The sequence below is a fragment of the Burkholderia sp. DN3021 genome, assembly GCF_049805555.1.
Taxonomy (GTDB): Bacteria; Pseudomonadota; Gammaproteobacteria; order Burkholderiales; family Burkholderiaceae; genus Burkholderia; species Burkholderia pyrrocinia_C.
Window position 1 is genome coordinate 33,044 of the sequence record NZ_JBNCAB010000056.1, and the last position, 12,329, is coordinate 45,372.

General features: G+C 69.8%; 13 protein-coding genes. 5 read left to right on the forward strand and 8 right to left on the reverse strand.

The genetic code is table 11. From position 1 onward, the window contains the following. Positions 1–6: 6 nt before the first annotated feature. Entirely contained in the window at positions 7–174 is a 168-nt protein-coding gene (locus ACPUER_RS24610) for a DUF1427 family protein (protein WP_204426193.1), read from the reverse strand. A gap of 103 nt (positions 175–277) precedes the next feature. Here ACPUER_RS24610 and ACPUER_RS24615 point away from each other — a divergent pair, with 103 nt between their 5' ends. Further along, positions 278–1,201, forward strand: a complete 924-nt coding sequence (locus tag ACPUER_RS24615) for a LysR family transcriptional regulator (RefSeq protein ID WP_175963850.1) — start codon at positions 278–280, stop codon at positions 1,199–1,201. Positions 1,202–1,223: 22 nt separating this feature from the next. On the opposite strand, the gene ACPUER_RS24620 is transcribed toward ACPUER_RS24615, so the two are convergent. Continuing rightward, positions 1,224–1,910: a hydrolase gene (locus ACPUER_RS24620; protein WP_047901195.1), complete on the reverse strand. Its 687-nt coding sequence runs from the start codon at positions 1,908–1,910 to the stop codon at positions 1,224–1,226. A gap of 282 nt (positions 1,911–2,192) precedes the next feature. Between ACPUER_RS24620 and ACPUER_RS24625 the strand changes: the two genes are divergently transcribed. The 4 genes from ACPUER_RS24625 to ACPUER_RS24640 are packed head-to-tail and all read left to right on the forward strand — an operon-like array spanning position 2,193 to position 5,413. Beyond that, positions 2,193–2,441, forward strand: coding sequence for a XapX domain-containing protein (locus tag ACPUER_RS24625; RefSeq protein ID WP_425132369.1), 249 nt, complete (start codon positions 2,193–2,195; stop codon positions 2,439–2,441). A 25-nt stretch (positions 2,442–2,466) separates the two neighbouring features. After that, positions 2,467–4,047: a cation:proton antiporter gene (locus ACPUER_RS24630; RefSeq protein WP_034183343.1), complete on the forward strand. Its 1,581-nt coding sequence runs from the start codon at positions 2,467–2,469 to the stop codon at positions 4,045–4,047. A gap of 47 nt (positions 4,048–4,094) precedes the next feature. After that, complete coding sequence (locus ACPUER_RS24635) at positions 4,095–4,487, forward strand: OsmC family protein (protein ID WP_034183342.1); 393 nt, start codon at positions 4,095–4,097, stop codon at positions 4,485–4,487. Positions 4,488–4,519: 32 nt separating this feature from the next. Then, on the forward strand, positions 4,520–5,413 hold the full coding sequence (locus tag ACPUER_RS24640; protein WP_310134717.1) for a pirin family protein: 894 nt from the start codon (positions 4,520–4,522) through the stop codon (positions 5,411–5,413). Positions 5,414–5,467: 54 nt separating this feature from the next. Here ACPUER_RS24640 and ACPUER_RS24645 read toward each other — a convergent pair whose 3' ends face one another. From ACPUER_RS24645 to bcsE, 6 genes are all read right to left on the reverse strand, one after another. Next, entirely contained in the window at positions 5,468–5,665 is a 198-nt protein-coding gene (locus ACPUER_RS24645; RefSeq protein WP_131947668.1) for a hypothetical protein, read from the reverse strand. Then, positions 5,647–7,212 carry a cellulose biosynthesis protein BcsG gene (bcsG, locus tag ACPUER_RS24650; protein ID WP_425132370.1) on the reverse strand — a complete coding sequence of 522 codons (1,566 nt, stop codon included), beginning with the start codon at positions 7,210–7,212 and terminating at the stop codon, positions 5,647–5,649. Before bcsG ends, ACPUER_RS24645 begins: the two co-directional genes overlap by 19 nt. Before the next feature lie 27 nt (positions 7,213–7,239). Next, on the reverse strand, positions 7,240–9,777 hold the full coding sequence (bcsA, locus tag ACPUER_RS24655; RefSeq protein WP_425132371.1) for a UDP-forming cellulose synthase catalytic subunit: 2,538 nt from the start codon (positions 9,775–9,777) through the stop codon (positions 7,240–7,242). After that, entirely contained in the window at positions 9,774–10,553 is a 780-nt protein-coding gene (bcsQ, locus tag ACPUER_RS24660; RefSeq protein WP_175963855.1) for a cellulose biosynthesis protein BcsQ, read from the reverse strand. The genes bcsA and bcsQ overlap by 4 nt, the downstream gene beginning before the upstream one ends. Beyond that, positions 10,550–10,771, reverse strand: a complete 222-nt coding sequence (locus ACPUER_RS24665; protein ID WP_310134733.1) for a hypothetical protein — start codon at positions 10,769–10,771, stop codon at positions 10,550–10,552. The genes bcsQ and ACPUER_RS24665 overlap by 4 nt, the downstream gene beginning before the upstream one ends. Further along, positions 10,768–12,329 (reverse strand): cellulose biosynthesis protein BcsE (gene bcsE / locus ACPUER_RS24670; RefSeq protein WP_425132372.1); only part of this gene is annotated, 1,562 nt, incomplete at its 5' end. The genes bcsE and ACPUER_RS24665, both read right to left, overlap by 4 nt.

Sequence of the window (12,329 nt, forward strand, 5' to 3'; positions counted from 1 at the left end):
ATGCGGTCAGAAGCCGAGCCAGTGACGGACCGGCGCGATGCCCGCTGCGCCGATCAGCATGCCGGCGAGGCCGACCAGCGCGATCAGCGGCGGTGCCGGCGAGCGCACCTTGATCACGCTGTATACGACGCCGATCAGCACGCCGGCGCCCAGTGAAACTACATACGATTCCATATGCTCCCTCCCGACTGGATTAGAATGACCCGCATTGCCGCGCGCCATCGGCGCGATCCGCTGCCGCCGAATCCGCTTCGCTTCCCTGCCACGCCTTCCAGCCATGCAACATCTTCCCGATCTCGAAGCCTGGGCCATCTTCGCGCGCGTCGCGGAAACCGGTTCGTTCGCCAAGGCCGCCGACCTGCTCGGCATATCGCAACCGACGGTGTCGAAAGCGATCGCGCGCCTCGAAAAACGCCTGGGCTCGATGCTGCTGTACCGCACGTCGCGCAAGCTGTCGCTCACGCCGACCGGCGAACTGCTGCGCGATCGCGCGATCCGGCTGCTCGCCGACGCCGAGCTGATCGAAGGCGAGGCGTCCGCGCACGCGCTCGAACCGCACGGCCTGCTGCGTGTGAACGCGCCGATGTCCTACGGCCTGTGCAATCTCGCGCCGCTGTTGCCCGCGTTTCTCGAGCGCTACCCGCGCGTCGACGTCGACCTCGTGCTCACCGACAACTTCGTCGACATCGTGTCCGGCGGCTTCGACGTCGCCATCCGGATCGCCGAACTGAACGATTCGTCGCTGCGCGCGCGCCGCCTCTGCGCCGTGCGCCGGCCGCTCGTCGCATCGCCCGCGTATCTCGACCGGCGCGGCCGGCCGACCCATCCGAGCGAACTCGACCAGCACGTGTGCCTGACCTACACGAACATACCGACACCCGAATACTGGCGCTTTCGCCACACGGCGTCGGGCGACGAATTCGGCGTGCCGGTGCGCGGGCGCATTCGCGCCAACAACGCCGACGTTCTCTGCCCCGCGCTGATCGCCGGCCACGGCCTCGCGCTGCAGCCGGCGTTCCTGGTGTGGGATGCGCTGCAAAGCGGCGAGCTCGAGGAAGTGATGCACGACTGGAAAATCCCCGACATCAACGTCAACCTCGTCACGCCGCCCGGCATGCTGCGTGCGGCGCGTGTGACGGCCCTGCTCGACTTTCTCGTCGAGCATTTGACAGGCGCGCCGTGGGCACTGCCGCCCGTTTGAACGCGCGGCGGCACGGAGCCCGTTACTTCGCCGGCACCGGCGCGAGCGACTCGTGCGGCGTCGCGGTGCGCTGTTCGGCCTTGTGGACCATCGTGTACGCGTAGTCGACGCCCATCCCGTACGCGCCCGAGTGCTCCTTCGCGATCGCCATCACGGCGTTGTAGGTGTCGCGGCGTGCCCAGTCGCGCTGCCACTCGAGCGCGACCTGCTGCCACGTGACGGGCACCACGCCGGCCTGGATCATCCGTTGCATCGCGAAGTCGTGCGCGTCCTTCGACGTGCCGCCCGATGCATCGGCCACCATGTAGATCTCGTAGTCGCCTTCGAGCATCGCGCAGAGCGCGAACGTCGTATTGCAGACTTCGGTCCACAGGCCCGACACGATCACCTTCTTGCGGCCGTTCGCGGCCAGCGCGTCGCGCACCTTCTGGTCGTCCCACGAGTTCATCGACGTGCGTTCAAGCGTCTTCTGGTTCGGAAACACGTCGAGCAGTTCGGGATAGGTGTAACCGGAGAAGCTCTCCGATTCCACCGTCGTGATCGTGGTCGGAATGTTGAATGCCTTCGCTGCCTTCGCGAGCCCGACGACGTTGTTCTTCAGCGTCTGGCGATCGATCGACTGCACGCCGAATGCCATCTGCGGCTGCTGGTCGATGAAGATCAACTGGCTGTTCTGGGGAGTGAGGACTTCAAGCTTGGGGTTGCTCATGGCGCGAATCATCCTTTGGACAGGAAACGTTTAAGGCTTGCCTCGATCGGAAAGTACGAGGAGCCGACTGTGCGTTGCCCCGGATTTGCGTCTTCCGGTTGCAGCCATTTAATCGGAAAAGTCGCAGCTCGAACATCCAAGAAACGGAATCGATCGAATTCCGAAAGAGGGGTCTCTCAAGGGCAATCCGCCCTTTTTTTCCACACGTAAACCCGATACGCTTCCAGCACATTGAAGGCGCGCCCTTCGCCCCCGACCAGCCTATCACGAGAGGTTTTCATCATGAAACCGTATTTCCTGTCGCTGCTCGCCGGCGTCATCTACGGCGCGCTCGGCGTGAATTCGCCGGCGCCGCCCATCATCGCGCTCACCGGCCTGCTCGGCATGCTGGCCGGCGAACAGATCCTGCCCGTCGCGCGCCGGATGCTTTCCGGACACCGGCTGAATACCGCATGGCGCGAAGCGCAATGCAGCCAGCACATGTTCGGCGCGCTGCCGGGTGGCGCAGCGAACGACCGCAAGCCGTCGTGATGCACGCCGTCGCCGCAGGCCGCGCATGACCAACGTCGAGCTGTTCCACTACCTGCTGCTGTTGATCTGCGGCGCGGGCGCGCTCACGTGGCTCGCCGAACGCATCTCGATTCCGCCGGCCGTCGTGCTGCTGCTCGGCGGCTGCGCGGTGGCGATCGCCGGCAAGCGCGTGCCCGACATGGACCCGGCGCTGCTGCTCGCGGCCGTACTGCCGCCGCTGCTGATGTCGAGCGGGTTCTACACCGCATGGAAGGAATTCAGGCAGGAGCTCGCATCGATCGCGTCGCTCGCGCTCGGTGCGGTGGCGTTCACGACCGTCGCAGTCGCCGTGGCCGTGCGTGCCGCGAACCCGGCGCTGCCGTGGGCCGCGTGCTTCACGCTCGGCGCGATCGTGTCGCCGCCCGACGCGGTCGCCGCGAAGGCGATCCTGCAGCGCTACCCGCTGCCCGCGCGGCTCGTCGCGGTGCTCGAAGGCGAAAGCCTCGTCAACGATGCGTCGGGCCTGCTGCTGTACCAGATGGCCGTATCGGCCGCGCTCGCCGTGTCGATCACGGCCGCGAGCGCCACCGGCCTGTTCTTCTCGCTGACGCTGATCGGCATCGCGGTCGGCCTCGCGTGCGGCCATGCGATGTGCTGGGTGCTGCCGCGCCTGCGCGACCCGATGCTCGGCATCGTCGTGACCTTCGCGATGGCGTGGGGCAGCTACGGGATCGCGGAAGCCGTCGACGGCTCGGGCGTGCTGTCGGTGGTGACCTGCGGCCTCGTGCTCGGCGTGCGCCAGCATCGCGTGTTCGACGCCGACCTGCGGATCAAGGCGAAGGCGACGTGGGAAGCGATCGTGTTCGTGCTCGATGCGCTCGTATTCATCCTGATCGGTCTCGCGCTGCATGCGATCCTCGCGCGCGTGAACCACGAAGGCGCGGTGCTGATGGCCGGCCTGCGCGTCGCGCTGCCCGCCACCGCCGCCGCGATCGGTGCGCGCGTCGTGTGGGTGTTCGTCGCGATGTGGCTGCCGGACCGCCTGCGCGCACCGCGTGCGGGCCACGCGCGGTGGTCGTGGCGCGAGGCCGTCGTGCTCGGCTGGTCGGGCATGCGCGGCGTCGTGAGCCTCGCGGCCGCGATCGCGCTGCCGAGCAACTTTCCCGGCCGCGACCTGATCCTGTTCAGCACGTTCCTGCTGATCATCGCGACGCTCGTCGTGCAGGGCGGCACGCTCGCGCCGCTGATCCGCGTGCTGAAGCTGCGGCCCGTCGCGCGGCATACGATGTCCGAGCACGCGGTACGCGCGCATACGTTCGGCGCGGCGCTCGCCGAACTCGACGCGCTGGAGCAGCGCGGGTCGAACCTCGAGCGCCCTTCGCTCGACCGCCTGCTCGCCGAATACCGCAACCGCGTCATGTTCAACGAACGCGCGCATCGGCACGGCGCCGAACCGGCCGACATGCGCGCGCGGATGCTGCGCGTCGAGCTCGAACTCGTCGGCGTGTCGCGCCAGGCGCTGCTCGACCTGCATCGCGACGGCAAGGTCGACGACACGGTGCTGCACCGGATCGAATCGGAACTCGATTTCGAGGAACTGCGGCTGCAGCGGCTGCTCGAACCGTAACGTCCGGCCAGGCCGCCGGCCCTCCCCCTTTTCCCCATGGAACTGCAATGAGCGAACTGTCCGTCGAAGCGAGCATCGGCTCGGTCGATTACCTGGTCCACTTCAGCGATGGCGTCCACCAGTGGCGTGCCGACGAACCGGCGCCGCTCGGCGGCGGCGATGCGGCGCCGACGCCCGTCGCGCTGCTGCTGTCGAGCCTCGGCGCCTGCACCGCGATCACGCTGAAGATGTATGCGCAGCGCAAGGGCTGGCCGCTCGCCGAAGTACACGTGAAGCTCGCGCACGAATCGGGCAGCGCGGGCAGCACGATCGTGCGCCGCATCACGCTCGAAGGCGACCTGTCCGGCGAACAGCGCGAGCGCCTGCTGCAGATCGCGAACGCGTGCCCGGTACACAAGATCCTCACGCATCCGATCACGATCGACACGGCGATCGCCTGATCGCCTACCGCACCGAACACGAGATCCCCACCATGTCCGCATCGATCAAGACCCTGCTCACGCCGCGCGAAAGCGACATCGGCAACCTCGTCGTGCGCCGCGTGCTGCCCGCTCGCGCCGCGCGCCTCGTCGGCCCGTTCATCTTCTTCGACGAGATGGGCCCGGCCGTGCTGCCGGCCGGCCGCGGCATCGACGTGCTGCCGCATCCGCACATCGGGCTCGCGACCGTCACCTACCTGTTCGACGGTTCGCTGATGCATCACGACAGCCTCGGCTTCCGGCAGAAGATCGTGCCGGGCGACGTGAACTGGATGACGGCCGGCCGCGGCATCGTGCATTCGGAGCGTTCGCCCGACGAGGACCGCCCGCGCGAGCAGCCGGTCCACGGGATCCAGACCTGGGTCGCGCTGCCGGTCGAGCACGAGGACACCGCGCCCGCATTTGTCCATCATCCGGCCGACACGCTGCCGTCGTTCGCGCGCGACGGCGCGAGCGTGCGCGTGATCGCGGGCACCGCGTTCGGGCTTACGTCGCCGGTCGCCGTGTTCTCGCCGACGCTCTATGCGTATGCGGAATTCGCGGCGGGCGGCCAGCTCGCGCTCGATGCGGAGCACGACGAACGCGGCGTGTATCTCGTTGACGGCGACCTCACCATCGACGGCACGCCGCTCGCCCCCGCGACGATGGCCGTGCTCGAACCGGGCGCGACCGTAGCGCTCGCCAGCGCGAACGGCGCGCGCGTGATGCTGCTCGGCGGCGCGCACCTGCCGGGCGAGCGTTTCATCGAATGGAATTTCGTGTCGAGCGAGCGCGCGAAGATCGAAGCGGCGCGCGCGGCATGGGCCGCGCAGACCTTCGGCAAGGTGCCGGGCGAGGAAGACGAATGGACGCGCCAGCCGGAACGCAGGGCGCGACCGGCAGAATAGGCAGATTCGCCCGCAAGCTGGCGACGGCCGGCAAGCATGCCGGCCGTCGTTCATTTACCGTTTCAATCCCATCAGTTTCGCGAGCGTCGGCCAACGCTCGAGCGACTCGACGAACGCGCGGCGCGCCTGCTCGTCGACATAGCGCTCAGGGTCGAGCGCGGGCAGATGCCGCGCGAGGCCGAGCACGTCGTTCGGCTGCGACAGGCGATCGTCGTCGCCGTCGCCGGGAAGGATTACTGTTCGTCGATCCATACGCCGTCCGGAGTTTTCACCGCGTAACCCGCGGCCGTCTGCATCGATACCGTGCCCTCGTTCTCGCCGACCATCCGCGTGCGCGGCAGGTCCGCCGCATATTGCGCGAGCGTCGCGCCCGGCTTGAACGGGCTGTTCGACACGAGGTTCGACAGCAGCTGCGCGAGCGCGAGGAAGCTGGTCGGCTGCTCGATCACGGTCGTCGCACCGTGGTTGCCGGCAAAGCCGACGAGCCGCACGCCGACCGGCCCGTGCACGATGCGCGGCGTCGGGATCTCGCGCAGGCCCGCGACCTGGTTCTTGTCGCCGCGCAACGCGGCGCCGTGCTCGGGCACGAACACGATCACCGCGCGGCGGCCCGATTGCGCGATCAGGTCGGCGAGACGGTCGAAGTCGCTCATCAACTTCGTCGCACGCTGCGGATACGAGTCGATGCTCGTCAGCGAACTGCCGACCACGCGGTTGCCGTCGTGCAGGCTGATCGTGTTGTAGTACAGCGCGACAGGCCCCTGCACCGTCCCGCGCTGCGCATACCAGTTCGCGAGCGTTCCGTAGTCGTCCTTGATCGCCGAGCCGTCGAACGCGTGCATCGCGACGGGCGCGGCCGCGTTCGAGACCATCGGCGCGTCGGCCGCGCCGATGTTGTCGTGGATCACCTGCAGGAAGTTGTCGAAGTGGCCGTCGTGGTTCAGCAGCGACTGCACCGTGTAACCGGCGCCCGCGAGTTGCGCGAACAGCTGGCACTGCTGCGGCGCGGGCTTGTACAGGTCCGCGTGCGCCTCCTGCCCGCAGCTCGCGCGCAGCACGCGGATCGCCGCCGGGCCGCTGTAGCTCGCGGCGGTGCTGAAGTTCGTGAACAGGTAGTCGAAATGGCTCAGCATCGGGTGATTGCGCACCTTCGCCGCATCGAGATCGTCCCACGACAGCGAGCAGACGTGCAGCACGATCACGTCGAACTGGGCGGCCGGATCGTTGCCGAGATGGCCGAACGCGACCTGCCGCTGCGACTCCTGTGCACGGAACGTCGCGAGCGCGGCGTTGTGGTCCTCGGGCTGGTCGGCGCGTCCCATCGTCGTCGTGCCCTGCGCGTTCGCCTGCTGCGTGGCCGGTGCGACCATGCGCGCCATCAAGCCGCTGCCCGCTTGCCACAGCGGCATCACGATCAGCACGGCCAGCACGAACGTCGCGACGCGCAGCCAGCGGTTGACGATGAAATAGACGATCAGCGCACCGGCCACCGTCAGCACGAGCACGGGCGGCAGCAGGCGCGGCAGCAGTTCCATCCAGTAGTCGACGCGGAACGTGCTCACTTCCTGCGCGGCCTCGACGAGGCGTGCCAGCGGCGGCGCATGCATCTCGCGCGCAAGCAGCGGCACCGCGATCGCGATCGCCACGAGCTGCCGGACGATGCGCCATGCCCGCCGCCGCACCGGCGCGCTCGCCGCGAGCGCCACCGCGAACGCGAGGTTCGCGAGCCACAGCGGCTGCAGGTGCCCGGTCGCGAACAGCGCGAACTTCAGGATGAAATACAGATTCCAGAACGTCATCTAACCCACTCCGTGATGAGCGCCGCGTCAGTCGCGCGCCCGATCGAGCTTCGGCGCCAGCATGGCCTGCAGGCCGCGCGCCGCACCCTTCCACATCCGCACATAACCGTCCACGCCGATGCGCAGCACGCCCTTCAGCCCGCCGAGCGGCGTGTCGACGGGCGTGCCTTCGTGCCAGTCGAGCCACGCATCCGCGCGGCCGAACGTGCATTGCACAAGCTGGCGCTCCTGTTCGAGCGTCAGCGCTTCGAAACTCACGCCGACGTGGGTCGGCGTCACGCGGCTCACGCGCACCGGGAACGGGAACGGCCGGTCGCCGCGCGTCACGCACACCGTCAGCGTGTCGCCGACGGCGAGCGGCAGCCCCGGCACCGCTTCGAGGCCGAGGCCGCCGGTCGAGTAGTCGCTCGTGAAGCATGCGGCCGTCGTTCCGTCGGCGAGCAGCAGCGTGGCCGGCACCCGCATCGCGATCCGGTGCGTGACGCGCACCTGCTTCGTCTCGCGCGCGACGGCCAGCGCCGCGCCGAGCATCGCGAGGTTGTACACGGTCCAGCCGAGCGTGATCAGGATCGTCGACGCCTCGTCGCCCTGGTCGGCCGCGAGCCGCCACAGGCCGGCAACGATCGCGAGCACGTTCAGCGCGAACAGCACGAGATACGGCTTCGACGTCGACCAGTCGACATAGCCTTCGTCGATCTTGCCGCCCTTGTCGGTCACGTTGAACTTGCCGTGCTTCGGGCTGAAGAACGCGACGGTGGTCGGCAGCGCGATGTACCACGCGAGCACCGATTCGTAGACCTCGGCCCAGAACGAATGGCGGTAGCGCCCCTGCATCCGCGAGTTCGCGACGTTCGCGAGCACGAGATACGGGATCACGTAGCTCGCGAGCGCGAGCGACGACGCGTTGATGAAGTACAGGTGGAAGAACAGGTATGCGACCGGGATCGTCAGGAACACCAGCCGCGGAATCCCGTAGAAGAAATGCAGCATCGCGTTGCCGTAGCAGATCCGCTGGATGAAGCCGAGCCCGCGCCCGAGGAACGGATTGTCGATGCGGAAGATCTGCGCCATCCCGCGCGCCCAGCGCGTGCGCTGCTTCACGTGGCCCGCGAGGCTTTCGGTCGCGAGGCCGGCCGCCTGCACGGTCGGCAGGTACGCCGACGTATAGCCGCGCCGGTGCAGCTTGAGCGCCGTATGCGCGTCCTCGGTCACGGTTTCCACCGCGACGCCGCCGACCTCTTCCAGCGCGCTGCGCTTGAGCACCGCGCACGAGCCGCAGAAGAACGTCGCGTTCCACAGGTCGTTGCCCGACTGCACTAGGCCGTAGAACAGGTTGCCCTCGTTCGGGATCTCGCGGAACGTGCCGAGGTTGCGCTCGAACGGATCGGGCGAGAAGAAATGGTGCGGCGTCTGCACGAGCGCGCACTTCGGGTCGCGCAGGAACACGCCCATCGTCGTCTGCAGGAACGAGCGCGTCGGCACGTGATCGCAGTCGAAGATCGCGATGTATTCGCCGTGCGTCTTCGGCAGCGCGCGGTTGATGTTGCCGGCCTTCGCGTGGAGATTGTCGTCGCGCGTCAGGTAGTCGATGCCGGCCTCGGCCGCGAACGCCGCGAACTCGGGGCGCCGGCCGTCGTCGAGCAGGTAGACGCGCAGCTTCGCGGTCGGCCAGTCGATGCTCTGCGCGGCGAATACCGTCGGCTTCACGACCGACAGCGGCTCGTTGTAGGTCGGGATGTAGATGTCGACGGTCGGCCAGGTGTCGGGATCGTCGGGCAGCGGCACGATCGGCCGGTCGAGCGGCCAGGCGGTCTGCACGAAACCGAGCAGCAGGATCATCCACGTATAGGCTTCGGCGCCGTACAGCAGGTAGCCGGCGATCGCCTCCACCGGGCCGCGGAAGTCGAGCGTCTGCGTCGTGCGCCACCACACGTAGCGCAGCGTCGCGAGCAGCGCGAGCGACGCGAGCGCGAGCGTCGGCAGGTGGCCCGGCAGGCGGCGCAGCGCGAGCGCCAGCACTGCGACGATCGCGAAGAACGCGAACTGCGCACCGGGCATCAGCGGCGACATCCCGGCCGCGGCCCACAGCAGCGCGCCGGCCACGAGCAGCAGCGGCGCGAGCCAGCGGCGCCGGCCGACGTCGTTCGCGCGCGCATCGAGCCAGCCGCCCCAGCGCGCCCACGGCAGGCGTTCGAGCAGTGCGTCGATGCGACGGCCGACCGCGCGCCCGGCCACATAGACGGGCACGACGAACGTGTCGAACCACGCGAGCGGATCGCGCGCCGGCCGGCCGTCGGCCGCGCGCGGCGCGCGCACGATCGCGCGCCACAGCCATTCGCGCGGACTGAGCGGCTGCAGCACGCCCCACTCGTGCGCGAGCCGCAGGAACGCGGCGCGCGCCCGGCGGCGCACGGGATCGGGCCGGCCCGGCGGCGGCGCGTGGAAAAACAGCCGCACGACCCAGTCGAGCAGCGTGCGCTCCGCCGGCAGCCCGATGCCGCGCGCGAACCAGTCGGTCGCGCGGCGGCCGAACGCGCGCAGCCGCGGCGCGAAGGCGGCCTTCATCGCGCCGCTCCGGTGCGGCCGGCGACTGCCGCCGCCAGCCACGCATCGACCCAGTTGGCGATGCCGTTCAGGTCGTGCGACGCCTGCGAATACGGCGCGTCGTCGAAGATCCAGCTGCCGCGCGCGAGCGCTTCGGGCACGGCCGCGTCGACATGGATCCGCTGTTCGAGCATCGACGCCGGCCCCGCGACCGCGCGCAGCATCGCGATCGCGTCGCGCTGCATGTCGCGTGCCGGATTCAGCCGGTTCACGACGATCTGCAGTTCGCCGCCGCCGGCACGCAGTGCACCGAGCCGCGCGGCCGCCGTTGCGCAGGCAATCGGTTCGGGCGGCACGACGACGAGCGTCAGGTCCGCGCGGCGAATCGCCTGCTCGGCCTGCGGCGACGGATAGCGCGCGGTGTCGACCAGCACGACGCCGTCGGCCGGCAGCGCGATCTCGTCGAGCGCGCGCGACAGCCATGCCGGGTCGGCCGCGAGCCGCGCATCGCACGCGGCCGCGCCGGCCGCGTCGACCTGCCCGTACGGCACGAACAGCACGCCGTCGGCATTGCGCCACGTATGCGCGTGCCACGGCTCGGCCCCGCCGAGCACGCTCTGCGCGAGGCCGTGCTCGGCCAGCGAGTCGAGGCCGAGCGTCGCGCCCATCAGGTTCTGCGCATCGAACTCGACGGCGACGACCTGCCGGCCGCGGCGCGCGAGCAGCACCGCGAGCGCGGCCGCGAGCGTCGTGCGGCCCGCGCCGCCCGTCGTCGATGTAATGGCGATCGTCTTCATCGCGTCGCCTCGTCGCCATGCTCGCCGCCGCGCTCGTCCCCGGGCAGCAGCCGGCCGCGCAGCGCAACCGGCACGAGTTCGCACGGCACCGCGTCGCGCCGGTCGATCCCGCGCGGCGCCTGAAAGCCGCGGCCGATGCCGAGGTGTTGCGCGACGATCCAGACGGGCACCGCGATCAGGATGCCGACGACGAAACCGATGACGAGTTCGGCGATCATGCGCCCTCCGGCTTGCGCAGCGGCATCGCGCTGCGGATGGCGCTGCGCGTTCGCGCGGCGGGAATCACGGGTTGCGGCGGCGCCGCGTCGACGCCCGCGGGAGCCAGCGTCGCACCGATCGCCTCGAGCGCGACGATCGTATCGATCGCGTCGATCGCATCGCTTACTTCGCTCGCTTCGTCCGACGCCGCGCCGGAATCGGCGCGCGCCGCCGGCGCACGCGCGGCGCCCGGCGGCTGCTTGACCGCGAACAGGTCGCTGTAGTCGGCGATCGGCGCGCGCCGGTTCTCGGCCTTCAGCGCATCGAGCTCCGTGTCGATGCTGCCCCGCCCGAGGCACACGACGCGATCGGACAGCGTGTCGACCGGCACGTCGAAGATCCGCGCGAGCGCGTCGTCGGCGTCGACCGGCTCGCACGCGAACAGGAACACGTACAGGTGCGCGGGATTGGCCGTCACGACGTCGCCCGCGCGGCGCGGCCGGCAGTGCCGCAGCGCGTCGACGTGCGACACGCCCGGCAGCAGCGCGATCTTCGCGAGCGTGTGCGGCAGCGCGAGCACGGCGCCGCGATCGAGCACCGCGCGAATCCGCAGGCAGAACGCGCCGACCGGCAGATAGCCGAGCACCGAATCGCCGAGCGCGGCCGCTAGCGCCGCGCGATAGTCCGCCGCGACGGGCCGCGCATAGAGCTGGCCGCGCAGCGCGTGCACGGCGGCCTGCATCCGCGACACCGGCAGGTCGCGCGCGACGACGCGGTTCGCGCCGACGCTCAGCAGCAGCATCTCGAACTGCTGGCGCAGCACCTCGCCGCGCTCGACGACCGCGATCTTCAGCGCGCCGCCGCACTGCCGGCGCAGCGCGTGCACGTCCGCGCACAACGCTTCGAGCTGCGCATGCGAGCGGAACACGAGCACCGCGGTCGCGGCCTGGGCCTTCGCGCAGGCCGCGACGACGGCCGCGTTGTCGTCGACGATTTCCCAGTCGCCGGGCGCGCGGTTCACGCCGTCGAGCACCGCGCGGCTGACGACGACGCGATCCTCGTCGATCGCGAGCTTCATCCGGCGCGCCGGCTCGGTCGCGCCGCCATCGATGCTTGCCGACAGCCGGCCGCCCGGCGCAAAGCGCAGCGGCCGCACCTCGCCGGCCGCGAGCGTGTCGCCCGCGCGCCAGAAATCGACGATCCACAGCAGTTCACCGTGCGTGCGCTGCATCTGCGCGACGCCCGAGAAGACGCCGTGGAACCCGCTGCGCGGCGCGCGATCCGCACCGCGCACGAGCGGCGGATCGTCGGTGCGGACCTCCGTGCCCGCACGCGCCGCTTCGGGATCGAGCAGCAGCACGAGCGCGATGCGATGCGTGCGGCACCAGTCGGCGAGCGCGTGCGCTTCGTCGGCGAGCGCGACCGGATCGTCCCAGCTGAACCAGCGCTGCGCGCCTTCGACGAAATACAGCGAACGCGCACGAAAACCGTAGCGCTTCATCGCGCGCAAGCCACCGGTCAGCCGCGCGAACGGGCCCGGCGCCGCGCGGCGCGGCGCGTCGCCGGTCACGCCGGCGC